General features: G+C 71.7%; 16 protein-coding genes, 2 tRNA genes and 1 pseudogene. 6 read left to right on the top strand and 13 right to left on the bottom strand.

From position 1 onward, the window contains the following. Window positions 1–20: 20 nt before the first annotated feature. Window positions 21–464 carry a MarR family winged helix-turn-helix transcriptional regulator gene (locus ABT034_RS04645; protein WP_351211196.1) on the top strand — a complete coding sequence of 148 codons (444 nt, stop codon included), beginning with the start codon at window positions 21–23 and terminating at the stop codon, window positions 462–464. 96 nt (window positions 465–560) lie between these two features. Beyond that, window positions 561–2,054 (top strand): annotated as a pseudogene (locus ABT034_RS04640) (MDR family MFS transporter); the annotation flags it as partial. 121 nt (window positions 2,055–2,175) lie between these two features. Here the strand turns inward: ABT034_RS04640 and ABT034_RS04635 are convergent. The 9 genes from ABT034_RS04635 to ABT034_RS04595 form a co-directional block, all read right to left on the bottom strand. Beyond that, window positions 2,176–2,970 (bottom strand): TetR/AcrR family transcriptional regulator, encoded by a 795-nt coding sequence (locus ABT034_RS04635; RefSeq protein ID WP_351211192.1) that lies wholly within the window; start codon window positions 2,968–2,970, stop codon window positions 2,176–2,178. Window positions 2,971–3,014: 44 nt separating this feature from the next. After that, window positions 3,015–4,550, bottom strand: coding sequence for an MFS transporter (locus ABT034_RS04630; RefSeq protein WP_351211190.1), 1,536 nt, complete (start codon window positions 4,548–4,550; stop codon window positions 3,015–3,017). Window positions 4,551–4,636: 86 nt separating this feature from the next. Further along, window positions 4,637–6,739: an ArnT family glycosyltransferase gene (locus ABT034_RS04625; RefSeq protein ID WP_351211188.1), complete on the bottom strand. Its 2,103-nt coding sequence runs from the start codon at window positions 6,737–6,739 to the stop codon at window positions 4,637–4,639. Next, the gene (locus tag ABT034_RS04620) at window positions 6,736–8,046 is read right to left on the bottom strand and encodes a bifunctional glycosyltransferase family 2/GtrA family protein (protein WP_351211186.1); all 1,311 of its coding nucleotides are present in this window, start codon (window positions 8,044–8,046) and stop codon (window positions 6,736–6,738) included. The genes ABT034_RS04625 and ABT034_RS04620 overlap by 4 nt, the downstream gene beginning before the upstream one ends. Window positions 8,047–8,072: 26 nt before the next feature. Then, window positions 8,073–9,692 (bottom strand): sensor histidine kinase, encoded by a 1,620-nt coding sequence (locus tag ABT034_RS04615; protein ID WP_351211184.1) that lies wholly within the window; start codon window positions 9,690–9,692, stop codon window positions 8,073–8,075. Window positions 9,693–9,698: 6 nt separating this feature from the next. Beyond that, window positions 9,699–10,442 (bottom strand): response regulator transcription factor, encoded by a 744-nt coding sequence (locus ABT034_RS04610; RefSeq protein ID WP_351211182.1) that lies wholly within the window; start codon window positions 10,440–10,442, stop codon window positions 9,699–9,701. Window positions 10,443–10,538: 96 nt separating this feature from the next. Continuing rightward, a complete protein-coding gene (locus ABT034_RS04605) occupies window positions 10,539–11,462 on the bottom strand; it encodes an amidohydrolase family protein (RefSeq protein ID WP_351211180.1) in 924 nt (307 codons plus the stop codon). Next, window positions 11,449–11,784: an antibiotic biosynthesis monooxygenase family protein gene (locus ABT034_RS04600; RefSeq protein ID WP_351211178.1), complete on the bottom strand. Its 336-nt coding sequence runs from the start codon at window positions 11,782–11,784 to the stop codon at window positions 11,449–11,451. Before ABT034_RS04600 ends, ABT034_RS04605 begins: the two co-directional genes overlap by 14 nt. Window positions 11,785–11,944: 160 nt before the next feature. Beyond that, complete coding sequence (locus ABT034_RS04595) at window positions 11,945–12,832, bottom strand: DUF2797 domain-containing protein (RefSeq protein WP_351211176.1); 888 nt, start codon at window positions 12,830–12,832, stop codon at window positions 11,945–11,947. 221 nt (window positions 12,833–13,053) lie between these two features. Between ABT034_RS04595 and ABT034_RS35290 the strand changes: the two genes are divergently transcribed. Next, a complete protein-coding gene (locus tag ABT034_RS35290; protein WP_502972797.1) occupies window positions 13,054–13,449 on the top strand; it encodes a hypothetical protein in 396 nt (131 codons plus the stop codon). An 11-nt stretch (window positions 13,450–13,460) separates the two neighbouring features. On the opposite strand, the gene ABT034_RS04585 is transcribed toward ABT034_RS35290, so the two are convergent. Together ABT034_RS04585 and ABT034_RS04580 are read right to left on the bottom strand one after the other, a co-directional pair. Next, window positions 13,461–14,285 (bottom strand): BRO-N domain-containing protein, encoded by an 825-nt coding sequence (locus tag ABT034_RS04585; protein WP_351211172.1) that lies wholly within the window; start codon window positions 14,283–14,285, stop codon window positions 13,461–13,463. Between the two features lie 130 nt (window positions 14,286–14,415). Further along, window positions 14,416–14,781 carry a PH domain-containing protein gene (locus ABT034_RS04580; protein ID WP_351211171.1) on the bottom strand — a complete coding sequence of 122 codons (366 nt, stop codon included), beginning with the start codon at window positions 14,779–14,781 and terminating at the stop codon, window positions 14,416–14,418. Window positions 14,782–14,887: 106 nt separating this feature from the next. Between ABT034_RS04580 and ABT034_RS04575 the strand changes: the two genes are divergently transcribed. Together ABT034_RS04575 and ABT034_RS04570 are read left to right on the top strand one after the other, a co-directional pair. After that, entirely contained in the window at window positions 14,888–15,832 is a 945-nt protein-coding gene (locus ABT034_RS04575) for an RNA polymerase sigma-70 factor (protein ID WP_351211170.1), read from the top strand. Window positions 15,833–15,925: 93 nt separating this feature from the next. Further along, entirely contained in the window at window positions 15,926–17,170 is a 1,245-nt protein-coding gene (locus ABT034_RS04570) for an NAD(P)/FAD-dependent oxidoreductase (protein WP_351211168.1), read from the top strand. A 316-nt stretch (window positions 17,171–17,486) separates the two neighbouring features. On the opposite strand, the gene ABT034_RS04565 is transcribed toward ABT034_RS04570, so the two are convergent. Both ABT034_RS04565 and ABT034_RS04560 read right to left on the bottom strand, forming a co-directional pair. Further along, window positions 17,487–17,559: transfer RNA gene (locus tag ABT034_RS04565), tRNA-Arg, on the bottom strand. Window positions 17,560–17,770: 211 nt separating this feature from the next. Next, window positions 17,771–17,861, bottom strand: a tRNA-Ser gene (locus ABT034_RS04560). A 296-nt stretch (window positions 17,862–18,157) separates the two neighbouring features. Here ABT034_RS04560 and ABT034_RS04555 point away from each other — a divergent pair. Continuing rightward, a complete protein-coding gene (locus ABT034_RS04555; protein ID WP_351211166.1) occupies window positions 18,158–18,586 on the top strand; it encodes an SSI family serine proteinase inhibitor in 429 nt (142 codons plus the stop codon). Window positions 18,587–18,686: the final 100 nt, after the last annotated feature.

The raw sequence follows: 18,686 nt of genomic DNA, 5'->3' as shown, positions 1-18,686 counted from the left end.
CCCGGACCATGGAGTACCCGATGGACACAGCCAATCGGTACGAGAACCTCGCCCGCCAGGTGAGCGCCATCGGAGCGGTGAAGCGCGGACTCGCGCGGACCCTGCCGGCCGAGTGCCCCAGCGGATCCGCGATCGTCCTCGCCCTGCTCCACCACCACGGCGACATGCGGATCGGCCGCGTGTCCGAGCTGATGGCCGTCGACATGTCCGTCAGCAGCCGTCACGTGGCCCACACCGTGGACCGCGGCTGGGTCGAGCGACTGCCCGACCCCGCCGACCGGCGCTCCCGCATCCTGCACCTGACCCACGCGGGCGAGGACATGCTCGCCGTCCTCGACCGACGGCTGACCGACATGCTCGCCCGCACCCTCGTGGAGTGGTCCGACGACGACGTCGAGCTGCTCACCCGTCTGCTCGCCCGACTCCGCGATTCCTTCGGGGACTGCCGGGCCCACCACGCTTGAGAACGAAGGAAGTTGATGGCTACGACGACCACACCAGAGACCGGTGTGCGCGGCGGGAGCGCCAAGGAGGGGGACCTCGCCTCCGGCGGCGCCCCGATGACGCACAAGCAGATCATGGAGGCGCTGTCCGGGCTGCTGCTCGGCATGTTCGTCGCCATCCTGTCGTCGACGATCGTCTCCAACGCCCTCCCCCAGATCATCACCGACCTGGGCGGCGGGCAGTCCGCCTACACCTGGGTGGTCACGGCCGCGCTGCTGTCGATGACCGCGACCACCCCGCTCTGGGGCAAGCTCGCGGACCTCTTCTCCAAGAAGCTGCTCGTCCAGATAGCCCTGATCATCTACGTCGCGGGCTCGATCGTCGCCGGTCTCTCGCAGAGCACCGGCATGCTCATCGCCTGCCGTGTCGTCCAGGGCATCGGCGTCGGCGGTCTGACCGCCCTCTCCCAGATCATCCTGGCCGCCATGATCGCCCCGCGTGAGCGCGGCCGGTACAGCGGCTACCTGGGCGCGACCTTCGCCGTCGCCACCGTCGGCGGCCCGCTGCTCGGCGGCGTCATCACCGACACCGACTGGCTCGGCTGGCGCTGGTGCTTCTACGTGGGCGTGCCGTTCGCGTTCATCGCGCTCGTCGTCCTCCAGAAGACCCTCAAGCTGCCGGTCGTGAAGCGTCAGGTGAAGGTCGACTGGGCCGGTGCCCTGTTCATCAGCGCCGCCGTCTCCCTGCTGCTCGTCTGGGTCACCTTCGCCGGCGACAAGTACGACTGGATGTCCTGGCAGACGGCCGTCATGGTGCTCGGCGCGATCGCCCTCGGCGGGATCTTCGTCCTCGTCGAGTCGAAGGCGAGCGAGCCGATCATCCCGCTCCGCCTCTTCCGGAACCGCACGATCACCCTCGCCTCGCTCGCCTCGCTCTTCGTGGGCGTCGCGATGTTCGCGGGCACGGTCTTCTTCAGCCAGTACTTCCAGCTGGCGCGGAACGAGTCGCCGACGATGTCCGGCGTCCTCACCATCCCGATGATCGCGGGCCTGTTCGTCTCCTCCACCGTCTCCGGTCTGGTCATCACCAAGACCGGCAGGTGGAAGGCGTGGCTGGTCAGCGGTGGCGCCTTCGCCGCCGGCGGCCTCGGTCTGCTCGGCACGATCCGCTACGACACGGCGTACTGGCACATCGCGCTCTTCATGGCGCTCCTCGGCCTCGGCCTCGGCATGATGATGCAGAACCTGGTGCTCTGCACCCAGAACCAGGTGGCCCCCGCCGACCTCGGCGCCGCCTCCTCCGTCGTCACCTTCTTCCGCTCCCTCGGCGGTGCGATCGGTGTCTCGGCGCTCGGCGCGGTCATGGCCCACCGGGTCGCGAACTACGTCAAGGACGGCCTGGCCGAACTCGGCCCGAAGGCCGCGGGCGCCATGGGCCAGGGCGGCTCGGGCGGCGGCATCCCCGACATGGACAAGCTGCCGGCCCCCATCCGGACGGTCATGGAGGACGCGTACGGACACGGCGTCGCCGATGTCTTCCTCTACTCCGCGCCCTTCGCGCTGCTCGCCTTCGTGGTGACGCTGTTCATCAAGGAGGTCGCGCTGAAGAGCGGCTCGGAGACGGCTGACAAGGGGTGACTGGTCTCCCGGCGGCGCTTCGAGCGGAGGCGCGGCCGGGTCGAGTACGGAGCGGCGGGCAGGGGACGGCCCGCCGCTCCGTCATGTTCCGCTTTCAGCTCCGCGGTGTTCCCGTTTCACGTGCCTCGGTTTCACGTGAAACCATCGCCTCGATGCCGGCGATCAGGACGTCCAGGGCATAGGCGAAGTCCCGGTCCCAGATCTCGGTGACGCTGCCGTGCGAGGCCCGCTCGTCGAGGATCTCCGCCATGGGTTCGATGGCATCCGCGAAACCCGGATTCTCGCGGAAGGCCTTGACGGACTCCACGTAGAAGTCGTCCTGCGACATCCCGGCCTCCGCCGCACGCCGCCCGAACTGGGACTCGATCGTCCCGTAGCCGTACACGAACTGGAAGACCGCCGAGGTCGCACTGGGCTGACGGTCGATCGGCAGGCCGGTGCCGCCCATCGCCTCCTGGATCTTGCCGCCGACGGCGATCGCGTGCGGGCCGATGTTCAGGTACTGCCCGGCGCTCGGCGACATCCACGGGTGGCGGACCAGCATTCGGCGGTATTCGAGGGCGAGCACCCGGATCATGTCCCGCCAGCCGTCGGCGGCGTCGATCGCCGCGAGGTCGAACTCGCCGTACACGCTGTCCATGGCGAACTCGATGATGTCGTCCTTGGTGTCCACGTACCAGTAGAGGGACATCGCGGTGACGTTCAGCTCGGCCGCGAGCTTGCGCATCGACAGTCCGGCCAGGCCCTCCTCGTCGAGCATCCGAATCGCGGCGGCGACGATCCGGTCGCGGTCGAGCCCGGCCGGGCCGCCCCCGCTGCGGGCGGCCCGCTTCTCCAGCCAGACGCTGGAACGCGCCGGGTTCTTGGCCCGCTCGGCTGCCTTGACCATCGCGTTCCTCCGTCTGTCAGTGGTCCGTGACCAGGGTGACCATGCTAGGCAGCGGCCGGCTGCTCGGCGGCAAGGGACTTCTCCGTGCGTTCGGCCCGCTTCAGCAGGGCCGCCGCCAGGAGACCGCCGGCGAAGACGGCGACGGCGCCCACGAGCTGGCTGGTCTGGAGGCCGGAGGCGAAGGCGCCGGAGATCTCCGCCCGTTCGGCGTCGGTCCCGGCCGCCGCGAGGGCGGCGGGCAGCGAGGTCGCGGTAACGGCGACGAGGGCGGCGAAGCGGGCGTTGAGCACGGCGCCGAGGACGGCGACGCCGAGGCCGTTGCCGAACTCGGCGAGGGTGCCGTTGATGCCCGCTCCCACACCGGCCTTCTCCGGCGGGATCGCGCTCATGATGGCGTTGGCCATGGCCGGGTTGGAGACGGCGAGGCCGGTGCCCATCAGGACCAGGCCGAGGAGCATGCCCCAGTAGGTGCCGTCCGTGCCGCCGCCGATCAGGGCGATCGAGCCGAGCCCGGCCGCGACCAGGGTCATGCCGACGGCCACGGTGGGCGGGGTGCCGAGCTTCATCACGATCCGCGGGCCGACGCCGCTGAGGTTCAGCACGACGACGGTCAGCGCGAGCGGCGCCATCCGCAGGCCGGCTTCCAGCGGCTCGTAGCCGAGCACGAACTGCAGGTGCTGGGTGAGGAGGAAGAGCGAGCCGCCCATGCCGAACATGACCAGGATCGCGCCGGCGACGGCCCCCACGAACTTCTGGTTGCGGAAGAAGTGCATGTCGAGCATCGGGTACGGGGTGCGCAGCTCCCAGAGCGCGAAGGCGGCGAGCACGACGACCCCGATGGCGGCCGGGACGAGCACCTCGGCGGAGGTCCAGCCGTGCTCGGGGCCCGTGATGATCGCGTACACGGCGGCGGTCATGCCGATGGTGGAGAGCAGCGCGCCGAGCAGGTCGGGGCGGTCGCCCTGGGGGTTCTTCGACTCCGGTACGAGCTTGATGACGGCGATCAGGCCGACGAGGGCCACCGGGATGTTGATGAGGAAGATCATTCCCCACCAGAAGTGCTCGATGACGACACCGCCGATGAGCGGCCCGGCGGCGAAGCCGAGCGAACTGACGGTGGCCCAGAGCGCGATCGCCTTGACCCGCTCGGAGTCGTCGAAGATCTGCATGACGACGGCGAGGGTCGTGGTCATGAGGAGCGCGCCGCCGACGCCCATGCCCGCGCGGGCGGCGATGAGCTGGGCCGTGGAGTCGGCGAGGCCGGCGGCGAGCGAACCGAGGCCGAACAGCGCGAGTCCGGCGACGAGCAGCTTCTTGCGGCCGTAGCGGTCGGCGGCGTTGCCCGCGGTCAGGAGCAGGCCGGACTGGACGAGCGAGTAGGCGTTGATCATCCACTGGATGTCGCTGGTGGAGGCGTGGAGCTCCGTGGTCAGCGAGGGGATGGCGACGCCGAGGACGGTGTTGTCGAGCAGCACGGTGAGCTGGGCCAGGCAGATGACGCCGAGGATCAGCCAGCGCTGGGGGTGACCGCCCGCGGCCGGGGCGGCGGGCGGTTCGTTCGCGGCGGTCGTCGCCGTCATGGGCAGGGCTCCTTGTACGGTGTACGGGACTGGGTCTCGTACACCGTACAAGGACTCTCGTACGGTGTATAGCGATTACTTCGCGGCTACGTGGCGGACGTGAGGTCGTAGAGCGTGGAACCGCCTACCGTGACCTGCTCGAAGGTGGCTTGGACCCATGCGGTGATCTGGGCGCTGGTGCCGTTGCCGCCCATGCCGCCTCCGCCACCGCCTCCACTTTCACCACCGGAACCGATGAAGTAGTGGACCTGGCCCTCGGCCACGTACCGCTTGAATTCGGCGAGCGTCGGGGACGGGTCGCTGCCGTTGAAGCCGCCGATCGCCATGACCGGCTTCTCGGTGGCGAGCTGGTAGCTGGCCGCGTTCTGGGCACCGACGGCGGCCGCGGCCCAGGTGTAGTCGTCGGCGTCCTTGAGCAGGGCCGCCTTCGCCTCCGTACCGACGTTCGCGCCGTTGAGCAGACCGCCCATGCCACCAGCGATGCCGGCGCGCTCGGGGGCGGGGGAGGTGCCGTTGCTGTTGCCGTTGGGGGGCATCTGTCCCGGGGGCTGCATCCGGCCTTGCCCCTGGGCGCCGGGGGGCCGGCCCTGGCCGCCGGGGCCCTGGCCGCCGCCGGCCGGGAAGCCGTACGCCATCCGCATGCCGCCGTCCCGGCCGCCGCCGGGCCCGCCGCGCATCCCGCCGAAGCCCGCGCCCGCCGGGCCCGCCGTCACGATCGAGCCCTGGTGACCGGAGTCCACCGTCGCCAAGGTGTACGCGAACGGCCCCGCGAGCCCCGCCGCCAGGCCCAGGCCCGCGAACCCGAGCCCGAGCCGCCGGTCCAGCCGGCCCGCGAACAACAGGCCGAGCGCGGCCACCGCGCCCGCCACCAGGACCGCCCAGCGCAGCCACGGCAGCCACTCCGGCGTACGACCGAGCAGCGTCCAGGCCCACCAGGCCGTCACCGCCACCGTCACCGCGAGGGCCGCCGACGCGGCCCACCGGGTGCGTTCCTCCCACAGCACGGCCGCGCCCATACCGACGAGCGCCGCGGCGTACGGCGCCAGGGCCACCGTGTAGTACTCGTGGAAGATGCCGGCCATGAAGCTGAACACGGCCAGGGTGATCAGCAGCGAGCCGCCCCACACGAGGAACGCGGACCGGGCCGTGTCCGTCCTGGGCGCCCGCCAGGTGACGACGAGCCCCGCGACGAGCAGGACGAGCGCGGCCGGCAGCAGCCAGGAGATCTGCCCGCCGACCGAGTCGTTGAACATCCGGCCGATACCGGTCTCGCCCCAGCCGCCGCCCTGCCCGCCGCCACGGCCCCCGCCGCCGACGCTGCCGGTCTCGTTGCCGTTGATGCGGCCGAGGCCGTTGTAACCGAAGGTCAGCTCGAGGAAGCTGTTGTTCTGCGAGCCTCCGACGTACGGGCGGGAGGACGCCGGCCACAGCTCGACCAGGGCCACCCACCAGCCCGCCGACACGAGCATCGCGAGCCCGGCGAGAGCGAGGCGGCCGATCCGGCGCCCGATCCCGCCCGGAGCGCACACCCCGTAGACGAGGGCGAGCGGCGGCAGGATCAGGAAGGCCTGGAGGGTCTTCGCGAGGAACGCGAACCCGAAGGCCACCCCGGCCCACACGAGCCACCGAGCCGCTCCCCCGTCCTGCTCCAGGGCGCGCAGCACGCAGTACACGGCCACCGTCATGAGCAGCGCGAGCATCGCGTCCGGGTTGTTGAACCGGAACATCAGCGCGGCGACGGGCGTCAGCGCGAGCACCCCGCCCGCGATCAGGCCCGCGCCCGCGCCGAACCGGCGTCGTACGGCCGCGTAGAGCACGGCGACGGTGGCCACGCCCATGAGCACCTCGGGCACGAGGATCTGCCAGGACCCGAGGCCGAAGAGGCGGACGGAGAGGGCCATCGGCCAGAGGGCGGCCGGCGGCTTGTCGACGGTGATGGCGTTGGCCGCGTCGAGCGAGCCGAAGAAGAAGGCCTTCCAGCTCTCGGCGCCCGCCTGGACGGCCGCGGAGTAGAAGGAGTTGGCGTAGCCGGAGGCGCTCAGGTTCCACAGGTAGAGCGCGGTGGTCACGGCGAGCAGGCCGAGGAAGGCGGGCCGGACCCAGGGGGCGTCCTCGGCGCGCCCGCGCCACAGCCGGGTGAGCCGGCCGGCGCGGGGTGCGGCATGGACGGCGGTGGACGGGGTGGTCATCGTTCGTTCCTTGAGTTCCTTGAGGGAGTCCGCGGGGCGGGCCGGTCGGGGAAGACCCAGAGCCGGAAGAGCAGGAAGCGCAGGACGGTCGCGGCGAGGTTGGCGACGACCAGGACGGCCAGCTCGGTCGAGTGGGCCGGGTCGCCGCTCGCCGCGCCGAGGGCGGCGAGCGAACCGCTGGTCAGGGCCAGGCCGATGGCGAAGACCACCAGGCCCTGCGCCTGGTGGCGGACGGCCCCGCCCCGGCCGCGTACCCCGAAGGTGAGCCGCCGGTTGGCCGCCGTGTTGGCGACGGCGGAGACAAGGAGGGCGGCGGCGTTGGCGGACTGCGAGCCCACGCCGAGCCGGAAGGCCGAGTACAGGGCGAGGTAGAAGAGCGTGGACAGGACCCCGACCACGCAGAAGCCCACCAGCTGCCGGGCGAGTCCGCCGGGCACCCCGCTGAGTTCGCGGTCCCGGGGGTCGTCCCCGAAGGGCCTGGCCAGCCGGTCGAGGGGCAGCGAACCCGTCGCGAGGGCCCGCCCGACCCGCCAGACGCCCTTCAGGTCGTCGGTCGCCGTCCTGACGATGTGCACGGTCGAGTCGGGGTCGTCCACCCAGTCGACCGGCACCTCGTGGATGCGCAGCCCGGCCCGCTCGGCGAGGACGAGCAGCTCGGTGTCGAAGAACCAGCCGGTGTCCTCGACCATCGGAAGCAGCCGCTCGGCGACATCCCGCCGTATCGCCTTGAATCCGCACTGCGCGTCGGAGAACCTGGCGGCGAGCGAGCCGCGCAGGATCAGGTTGTAGGCCCGCGAGATGAACTCCCGCTTCGGCCCGCGCACCACCCGCGAGGAACGGGCGAGCCGTGAGCCGATCGCCAGGTCGGAATGGCCGGAGATGAGCGGTGCGACCAGCGGCAGCAGGGCGTTCAGATCGGTGGAGAGGTCGACGTCCATATAGGCGAGGACGGGTGCGTCCGAGCCCGACCAGACCGTCCGCAGCGCCCGGCCGCGCCCCTTCTGTTCGAGCCGTACGGAACGCACCTCGGGCACCTCGGCGGCGAGGCCGGCGGCGACGGCCGGGGTGGTGTCGGTGGAGGCGTTGTCGGCGACGGTGATGCGGAAGCCGTACGGGAAGGTCCGGAGGAGGTGCTCGTGGAGCCGGCGGACGCACGGCTCCAGGTCCTTCTCCTCGTTGTAGACGGGGATGACCACGTCCAGGACGGGCCGCCCCGCGATGTTCACCGGCAGGTGTTCCCGCGCGGGGAGGGCGTCGGTCCTTCCGGAGGCCGTGGATGTGGGCCCCGCGATCATTGGGGTTCGCATGGCACCGACACTCGCCGGGGCCGCTGTCACGGCCGTGTGATGAGCCTGTGCCCCGCCTGTGAGTCCGGACGGACGTCCTGGTCCGCGGGCAGCAGGACGGTGAACACGGTCCGGCCGGGGGCGCTTTCGACGCTCACCTCGCCGCCGTGGGCAAGGACGACCGCGCGCACGATGGCGAGCCCGAGGCCGGTGGATCCGGCGTGCCGGGAGCGGGAGGCGTCGCCGCGCGCGAACCGCTCGAAGACGGAGGGCAGCAGCTCGGACGGGATGCCGGGCCCGTCGTCCGCGATGTCGACGAGCACCGCGCCGTGCTCCGTACGGACGCGGGCGGTGACCTTCGTGCCGGGCGGGGTGTGGGTGCGCGCGTTGGCGAGGAGGTTGACGAGCACCTGTTGGAGCCGGGCGCCGTCGGCCCGTACGGGCGACCCGGGGCCCTCCGGCAGTTCGAGCCGCCAGTGGTGGCCCGGCCCGGCGGCGCGGGCGTCGCTCACGGCGTCCACCACGAGGGGCACGACATCGATGGGCTCGTACGAGAGGGGGCGTCCGGCGTCGAGCCGGGCGAGCAGCAGCAGGTCCTCCACCAGGCCCGTCATCCGGGTCGCCTCGGACTCGATCCGGCCGAGCGCGTGCCGGGTGTCGGGCCCGCACTGCTCCCGGCCGCGCCGGGTCAGCTCCGCGTACCCCCGGATCGAGACCAGCGGGGTGCGCAGTTCGTGGCTGGCGTCCGCGACGAACTGCCGGACCCGGGTCTCGCTCTGCTGTCGGGCTTCGAGGGCCGAGCGGACGTGGTCGAGCATCCGGTTGAGGGCAGCGCCGACCTGGCCGACCTCGGTCCGAGGATCCGCCTCCGTCTCCGGGACCCGCTGATGGAGCGCCACCTCGCCGCTGTGCAGCGGCAGCTGGGCGACCTGACCCGCGGTGGCGACGACCCGCCGCAGCGGCCGCAGGGCCACCCCGACGAGCACGGTCCCGGCGAGCGAGGCCGCGACGAGCCCGGCGCCGGTGACGCTCAGCTCGACGAGGACGAGGGTGGACAGGGCCTTCTCGACCCCGGCGAGCGGGATGCCGGTGAGGAACGCGCCCTGGACCCCGACGGCGTACTCGACCCGGTACGAGCCGAGGCCGCCGGGCAGCTCGACGGTGTGCGGCTCGCCGTCGCGGGGGACGGCGGCCAGCGCGGCCCGCTGGGCCGCGTCGAGCTCCGTGGTCCGCACGTTCCGCCCGTACCTCCCACCGTCCCCGGCCTCGGCCTCGAACGCGGCCCCGCCATCGGCCTCGCCCGCGGCCTGGTCCTTCCCCGCGACCTCGGCCTCGGCCTCGTCCGAGTAGCCGGCCGAGGTCAGTTCGCCGTCGACCAGGACCGCGCCGAGCGTGCCGATCGGGGCGCCGGGGCCCTGCACGAACGAGAGCGGGTCCTTCACCCGGCCCGGGTCGGGCAGACCCGACCCGGGGGCCAGGGCAGCCGGCGGGCCCGACGCGCGCCGCGAGACGTTGTGGAGCTGCTCGTCGGCCTGGTCGTACAGGTACGAGCGGAAAGCGATCGTCGTGACCGCGCCGATGACGGCCGCGACGACCGCGATCAGAGCGACCGCCGAGACGACGAGCCGGGTGCGCAGCGACCACGGCCCCCGGCGTCGTACGCGCACGGGACGCTACTCCCCCGGCTTGATGAGATAGCCGGCTCCACGCCGGGTGTGGATCATCGGGGCGCGGCCCACGTCGATCTTCCGGCGCAGATAGGAGATGTAGAGCTCGACGACGTTGGCCTGGCCGCCGAAGTCGTACGACCAGACCCGGTCGAGGATCTGCGCCTTGCTGAGCACCCGGCGCGGATTGCGCATGAGGTAGCGCAGCAGCTCGAACTCGGTGGCGGTGAGATGGATCGACTCACCGCCCCGGGTGACCTCGTGACTGTCCTCGTCCAGGGTCAGGTCCCCGACGATGAGCAGCGACTCGCTGCGCGCCACCGCCACCCCGGACCTGCGGATGAGACCGCGCAGCCGGGCGACGACCTCCTCCAGGCTGAACGGCTTGGTGACGTAGTCGTCGCCACCGGCCGTGAGTCCGGCGATCCGGTCCTCGACGGCGTCCTTCGCCGTCAGGAACAGCACCGGCACGTCCGGCAGCTCGCGCCGGATCGAGCCGAGAAGGCTGAGCCCGTCGGCGTCGGGGAGCATCATGTCGAGGAGTACGGCGTCGGGCCGGAACTCACGTACGGCGCGCAGAGCGGCGGCGCCGTCCCCGGCGCTGCGCACCTGCCAGCCCTCGTAACGCAGGGCCATGGAGAGCAGTTCGGCGAGCGAGGCCTCGTCGTCGACGACGAGGACGCGGACGGCGGTGCCGTCGGCACGGAGCATGTCGGCGCGGGTGCCGGGGCGGCGTGTGGTGACGGTCATGCGGCCCACGTTGTCGGCCGCCGCTGAGAGCCCTCTTTCCCTTTCCTGTGAATTCGCTGAGAAAGGAGAAAGGACCTCAGAACCGCTGCCTCGGTGTCACGGTTTCACGTGAAACAACGTGGCCCCGTTCTCGTACAGGACCCGCCGGAGCCAGTCGTCCCCGAGCCCGAGGCGTTCGAGTGCGTGGAGCTGGTGCGCGTACGGATACGGGATGTTCGGGAAGTCGGAGCCGAGGAGGATCCGGTCGCCGAGGTCGACGAGCCGCTTCAGCTCCGCCTCCGGGAAGGGTGCGAGCCGTTCGCTGAAGTCGGTGAAGGCCATGGTGGTGTCGAGGTGGACGCCCTCGTACCGCTGGGTGAGGTCGAGGAAGTCGCTGTACTCGGGCATCCCCATGTGCGCGACGATCACCCGCAGCCGGGGGTGGCGGGCCAGCACCCTTCCCATGGGCCCGGGACCGGTGAAGTTGCCCGGGGTGGGCCCGGAGCCGCAGTGGACGACGACGGGAGTGCCGCTGTCGGCGAGGGTTCCCCACACGGAGTCCAGCTCGCTGCCGCTCGGGTCGAAACCGCCGACCTGGAGGTGCACCTTGAAGACGCGGGCGCCGGAGTCGAGCGCCTGGTGGACGTACCGGTCGACGCCCGGCTCGGGGAAGAAGGTCGCGGTGTGCAGGCAGTCGGGGGTACGGGCGGCGAAGTCCGCGGCCCAGGAGTTCAGCCAGGCGCCCATGCCGGGCTTGTGCGGGTAGAGCATCGCGGTGAAGGCGACGGCCCCGAACCCGCGCAGGAGGGCGAGCCGGCGGTCCTCCTCCTCGCGGTAGGTGATGGGCCACTCCAGGCCGGTCAGGGGACCGACGGCGTCGAAGTAGGCCCAGACCTTGTCGAGGACGTTCTGCGGCATGAAGTGCGTGTGCACGTCGACGAGCCCGGGAATCCCGAGGCGCGCGAGCAGCGCGGGGATGTCGGTGGCGCCGACCGCGCCCGCCGTCCCCGCCGCGCCCGCCGGGGTGTCACTCCCGCTCATAGCTGTAGCTCCGCTCGACCTTGCCGATGTGGACGCTGTAGCTCTCGTACCAGTGCTCGCGGCCGTACGCCTTGGCGGCCTGGTGCTCGGTGTCGAGGCGCCAGGCGTCGAGGGACTCCAGGTCGCGGAAGTAGGCGACGGTGATGCCGATGCCCCCGGGGCTGCGGGCGGCCTCGTAGCCGAGGAAGCCGGGGATCTCCTTGACGATCTCCTGCATGCGGGTGCTCGTCTCGGCGTAGCCCTCGGGAGCCTCGGGGCGGATGGAAGTGAACAGGGCGGTGTAATACGGCGGTTCGATGCCCGCCACCAGCTTCTGGGTCATGTGATCACCCTCGCCGGGGCCGGACGGGCCTGTCCACGGCTGCGGGGCAAAGGGATCCAAGACTTTACGAAGCGGCTTCCCGGAGCCGTCCTGGCCGAAGCGGCCTTCCCGGCGCCGCCTCAGCCGAAGTGGCTCTCCCGGCGCCGTCCCGGCCGAAGCGTCAGAAGAGCTCGCCCTGAGCGCTCTCCGGATCGGCGGCGATCACCGGAGCAACCGGCACCGAGAACCCGGCCCCCTCCTCCCCCTCCGCCACCTTCCCGGCACTCTGGAGCGCCCACCCGCCCATCAGCCGGGTGTCGAGGGCGAGGCAGCGTCCGCCGGAGTCGAGGAGATGCAGATCGGGTCCGGCAGCAGCGAGCAGCCGCCCGCGGACGACTCCCCCGTCGACCAGTTCGGAGACCGTGCCGGCGAGCGGCGGCAGCCCGTCGAGACCGAAGACGCCGACATGGTCGCGCGGGGCGAACGCCAGCGGTTCCAGGGTCTCCGTCCAGCCGTCGACCGCTGCCGCACGCCGGTGCAAGGCCTCGACCTCGCCGGCCCGGTCGGGCGCGGACGGCAGGGCGTGCCGGGCGGCGCGCTTCCGCTCGTACGCGACCCGGTCGGGGACTCCCAGCGCCTGCCGCAGCACCTCCTCGGTCCGCCGGGCGGCCATCAGCGGTCCCCGCCCGAGCCAGCTGAACGTGACGGCGCCCTGTTCGAGGAGCCGGGCCTCCCCCCGGGCCTCCGCGGTGATCCCCACCTTGGTCATCCCGGGCCCGAACCAGGCCAGGTACACGCGGTACGGCTGCGGATCGTCCAGGAAGGTGTCGGCGGCGACCGAGTGGGCCCGGTCGAGCCGCGCGCACTCCGGGCACCGCCCACCGGTGGCCCGGCCGGGCACGACGGCGTCCAGGGGGCAGGGGTTTCCCCGGGCCCCGGGGCAGCGCCGCTCCCCCACGGCACGGAAGGCGAGCTGCTGCCCGTACGAGAGGGGGCTGACCTTCCCGCCCTGCCACCTCAGCCCGGGCGCCCCGCCGCTCCAGGTGATCCCCCGACACCGCCACTCCACGCCGCTCCTCCTCCACACGCACACCACGGCACGACCCGACGCTCCTGGTGCAAGCTGCCTCTGTGCGAGCACCCCTGCCACCACCGCTGCCCCTGCCCCTGCCCGTGCCACAACCACAACCACAGACACAGACACAGACACAGACACAGCCACAGCCACAGCCACAGCCACAGCCACAGCCACAGCCACCGTCCCCGCGCCGACCCCCCAGTCTCCGCCACATCCGCTTCCAGTCCCCGACCAGGAGCCCCCGGGGACATCACCCCGGCGTCTTCGGTCTGGCCAACGCACTGGCGCGGGAGGGCAGGCTCTCCCCGGAGGAGTACGCCGTCTGGCGCGCGTCGAACGACTGGTACGACGCCCACTTCCCGAACCCCACGGCGACCGACCCCACGGTCTACGACCCGCACCTGAACCCGGGGGCCGCCGCCTGGTTCCGCCCGACGGCGACCGAGGCGCTGGCCCGGGTGGCCCCGTACCTGCGCATCCTGCGCGACCACGGCGTGCCCTGCGTACGCCTGGAGTCCGCCCGGCCCGGCAGGATCGTCTACGCGGACGCGTACCAGGTGGTGGCGGTGGCGCCGCAGGCCGGGCTGGTGCCTCAGGGCAGGACGTAGATCCGCGTGCCTCAGGGCAGGACGTAGATCCGCGCCCCGTCCCCGTCGGGCCCGCCGACCTCTCGTATGCAGCCGCGTTCGACGAGGAGGCGCACGCAGTCCCGGACGCGTTCGCGGGAGAGACCGGTGCGCCGGGTGACGTCCTGGGTCCGGTAGCGGACACCGCCCCGGACCAGGGCGGAAGCGAGGCAGAAGGCGACCGTCCGTACGTCCCCGGTGACGGCCCAGGACTCGACGAGCTGCTGCGGGGTGAGCGCGACGGCGGCGCCGGTGCGCTGACGGGGCACGGAGAGCCGCTCAAGGGAGTCGGCGACCCTTGAGAGGCTCTGCCGGGTCTCGCGGAGCAGCTCCGCGTACTCGGTGTGCTCGGCGTACGCGGGGGCCCGCTCGTCGAACCGCCCCTCAAGCCGTACGAGAACGTCGACCAGCTCCGGCGGCAGCACGAACCCGGTGTGCACCGGGGAGGGTTCGAGCCCGTAGCCGCCGTACCGCTGGACCGTCGCCACGACCTCGGCCGCCCAGGCCCGGAAGGGCCCGGCCTCCGGTCTTCGGCACGCCCCGACGAGCTGGACGAGCCCCTGGAGGCTCACCATCCGGGTCGTCGCCCTGATTCCGTACCGGCCGGGGAACTCGTCGCCTTCGGCGAGCTCCCGGGCGGACGCCAGGCACGCCTCGGGCAGCGCCACGGTCCGCAGCGCCTCCCGCGACCCGGCGTACCCCAGCCGTTTCGCGACGTCCACCACCGGGAACCAGTGGGCCCCGTCGGGCGCGGTCAGGCGCCGCAGGGGCGCGCCGGTGGCGGCGTACACCAAGTCATCGATGTCGATCGCGTCCATCGATCATCACCTCCGCCACGCAAGCTAGGCCGAAGGCATATTCAACTGACATGCAAATAAGACAGGTTCACCCAAAAGGGGAGGCCTCCAGGGATCCCCGCGGATCCCTGGAGGCCTCCCACCTCGGCACCTACTTGGCGACGAACTGCGTCAGGATCGCCTGCACCTCGTAGATGTCGACGCCCTTGGTGAAGGTCTTCTGCACGGGCATCGGGCTGCCCGAGATCCAGATCTTCAGCTCGGCGTCCAGGTCGAAGGTGCCGGCGGTCTCGACGGCGAAGTGCGTGATGCTCCGGTACGGGATCGAGTGGTACTCGACCTTCTTGCCGGTGATGCCCTGCTTGTCGACCAGCACGAGCCGCCGGTCGGTGAAGAAGATCGTGTCGCGGATCAGCAGGTACGCGGCGTGCACCTGCTCCCCCTGCCCGAGCAGCCGCGCGTAGTCCTGCTGCGCCTGCGCCGGATCGATCGCGTGCGCGTTCCCGAAGAGTGCCATGCCCCAACCCCCATATTCGAAGTGAAAGAACGATCATCTGATCCCGCGCCCTCGGAACGCAAGGATCCCGATCGCCGTGACGGTGGCGGAAGCTAGGATCGCGACCATGGCCCTGACCGTGAACGACATGGACCGGTTCACCGCCTCCATGCCACGCCTGGAGGCCATCGCCTACCGCCTCCTGGGCTCCGCGAGCGAGGCCGAGGACGCTGTGCAGGACACGTTCCTGCGCTGGCAGGCCGCCGACGTGGACCGCATCGAGGTGCCCGAGGCCTGGCTGACGAAGGTCCTCACCAACCTGTGCCTCAACCAGCTCACCTCGGCCCGCGCGCGCCGCGAGACGTATGTGGGCCAATGGCTCCCCGAGCCGCTGCTCGCCGGGGACCCGATGCTCGGCCCCGCCGACACGGCCGAGCAGCGCGATTCGCTCTCGTACGCGGTCCTCACCCTGCTCGAACGCCTCACCCCCAACGAGCGGGCGGTGTACGTGCTGCGGGAGGCCTTCGACTACCCGCACCGGGAGATCGCCGAGATCCTCGACCTCACCGAGGCCGCCAGCCAGCAGATCTTCCACCGCGCCAAGAAGCACGTCGCGGACGGCAGGCCCCGCTCCGAGGTCGACGAGGCAGCCGCCCGGCGGATCGTGGAGGAGTTCCTCGCGGCCGCCACCAGCGGGCAGATCGATCAGCTCGTACGGATGCTCACCAAGGACGCCGTCTCGATCGGCGACGGCGGCGGGAAGGTCCCGGCGCGCGCCAAGGCGTTCGAGGGCGCTCTCGCGGTCGCGAAGTTCATGCGGGGCCTGTTCAAGCCCAGTCCGGCGAAGCGGGCCCTCGTCGGCGGCGCGGCCGAGATCCACATCACGGCGGCCAACGGCGCCCCCGCCCTCGTGGCGGTCGTCGACGGCGTGGTGGTCGGCGTGATGTGCCTGGAGATCGACGCCGAGGGCATCGCCGCGTTCCGCAACCAGGTCAACCCGGACAAGCTCCAGCGCGCGACCCGGCAGTGGGCCGCCGCCGACCACGGAGAACCCCTGCTCACGCTCTCCTGACCCCACTGTGACCTGCTTCACACCGCATCCCTGTCAGGAATCGCCGGGCTGCCCGGTTCAAGGGGCGAACCCGCGGAAGACAGGAGCACGGACATGCAGCAGCACCGCATCATCGTCCTCGGAGCCGGTTACGCCGGAGCCGTCGCGGCCGGGCGCATCGCCAAGCGGCTGCACCGCGAGGACATCGCCCTGACCCTCGTCAACGCCGAGCCCGACTTCGTCGAGCGCGTCCGGATGCACCAGTTGGCGGTGGGCCAGGACCTGAGGCCCCGGCCGTTCAGCGAGATGTTCGCGGGCACGGGCGTCGAACTGAAGCTCGCGCAGGTCACCGCCGTGGACGTCGACCGCAAGACGGTCACCGTCACGGCGGCCGCGGTCGCGAACGGCACCGGAGAGGAAACCGTCGGAGCCGGCCGGACGGAGGAACTCCCCTACGACACCCTCGTGTACGCCCTCGGCAGCGGCTGGAACAGCCAGGGCGTCCCCGGCACCGCCGAGCACGCCCACGACATCGCCGGCCGCCCCGGCGCGCTCCGGCTGCGCGACCGCCTGGCCCGGCTGGACGCGGGACAGCCCGTGGTCGTGGTCGGCGGCGGCCTGACCGGCCTGGAGGCCGTGACCGAGATCGCCGAGGCGCGCCCGGACCTGGACGTCGCCCTCGCGGTACGGGGCGGACTCGGCGACTGGCTCTCGCCGAAGGGCCGCGGGCATCTGCGGAAGGTCGTCGACGGGCTCGGCATCACCGTGCACGAGCGGGCCGCCGTCACCGCCGTGGCGGCCGACCACGTCACGACCGCCGACGGCACGGACCTCCCGGCCGCGGTCACCGTCTGGACCGCCGGCTTCGCGGCGCACTCCCTCGCGCGGGCCACCACCCTGGAGCTCACGGACGCGGGCCAGATCATGGTCGACCGGACCATGCGCTCGGTCTCGCACCCCGACGTGTACGCCGTCGGCGACTCCGCCATGGCGCTGGGCCCCGGCGACAAGCCGCTGCGGATGTCGTGCGCCACGGGCAGCCCCATGGCCTGGCAGGCCGCCGACGCCATCGCGGCCCGCCTGACCGGCGGAAAGATCCCGACCATCCCGCTCCGCTACTTCAACCAGTGCATCTCGCTCGGCCGCCGCGACGGCCTCATCCAGTACGTCACGGCCGACGACCGCGCCGTCAGCACGGCCCTGACGGGCCGACTCGCCGCCACCTACAAGGAACTGGTCTGCAAGGGCGCGGCCTGGGCCATCACGAAGCCCACCCTCGGCCTCCCGACCCGCCGCCGCCACATCCGTGTACGCCGATCGCTTACGCACCCCGCGTCCGCCTGCCAAACTCAGGTGTGAGCCCCGTCGCTGACGGCCCCTCACTCCGACGGGCGCAGCCTTGGGGCAGGGCTGGGGGGCCAGGTCATGTCGTACCCCGTAGAGCGTCCGAAGGGCAAAGCCCACATGCCTCCGGCGCGTGACATACGGAGGGGCACATCCCACTGCCAGAAGTGCGGGTTACGGCTACCCCGGGACGCACGGGGCCAACTGGGACAGTGCCCCTGCGTGGACACCAAATAAAAAGCACCACGACTTGAGCCGACGGCAACGCGGCGCAAGCCACACGAGACAACGCAAGAGGCCCCCGGATCTCTCCGGGGGCCTCTCACCTGTGTGCACTCGGCAGGATTCGAACCTGCAACCTTCTGATCCGTAGTCAGATGCTCTATCCGTTAAGCTACGAGTGCTTGTCTTTTGTTTTCTTGTCTTCGCTCCCCGGTCTTTCGACCCGCTCGCGGCGACAGGAAGAACATTACATGACTGCCGCCGCCATGTGAAATCCATTGGCCACACCCCTTGTGACCTGCGGAAACGTGCCGCCCAGGGATCCGGGGCCCGGTCGGGGACCGGGGCGGGAACGGCCGAAGCCCCGGCCTGGGGCCGGGGCTTCGGTAGGGGCGGAGGCGGAGGGATTTGAACCCTCGATGGGCTTTAAGACCCAAACCGCATTAGCAGTGCGGCGCCATAGACCGGACTAGGCGACGCCTCCATGCACCCCGCGCATACGCGAGTGGTGCGTGCAGATGATGACACAGGCGAACCGGCTGTCACCAATCGATTCTCACCGTACTAGCCCTCCGGGGTCGAGGGCAAAGCCCCACGGCGATCTCGGGAGGGCGAGGGGCGCCCCCCACACCCCGCCCAGCCGCCCCCCGCCGGCCCCGCGCCGCCCACCCGGCGCACCCCGGTTGCGCAACGCCCCGGCGTCCGGAGCGTTAGACGGGGCGGGGCACGCATGTGCGCGCGCCCGTGCCCGCCGTACTCCCTCGTTTCCTGGAGATCCGTATGCTGCGCCGCCTCGCCCTCGCGACCCTCGCCACCACCGCCGCCGGCACCGCCGGATTCGCCCCGCTGCCGCCACTGCCCCTGCTCGCGCCGTCCTCCGACACGCTGACCGTGGTGGTCTCCGAGAGCGGGCACCGGAACGCCGACGGCACCTTCGAGCTCACGTGCGACGACAAGGCGGGCGGGAACCACCCGGCCCGCGAGAAGGCCTGCGAGCGGCTCGACCGGCACGCGAGGGCGGGCGGGGACCCGTTCCTGCCGGTGCCCAAGGACCAGCTCTGCACGCAGCTGTACGGCGGGTCCGCCGTCGCGCGCATCACCGGCACCTGGCAGGGGCGCACGATCGACGCCCGCTTCTCCCGGGCGAACGGCTGCGAGATCGACCGCTGGGAGAACCTGGAGCCGGTCCTTCCCCTCGTCCGGGGATGAGGAGGGGATGAGGAGCGGATGAGGGGGGATGTGGGGTGATGCGGAGGGGATGAGGCAGGGGGCACCCCCGGAGGCTCCCTTAGACTCCCTTCCGTGACAG

Source organism: Streptomyces sp. NPDC002773 (assembly GCF_040295605.1).
Lineage (GTDB): Bacteria > Actinomycetota > Actinomycetes > Streptomycetales > Streptomycetaceae > Streptomyces.
This window is presented reverse-complemented; position numbering and strand designations above follow the sequence as displayed.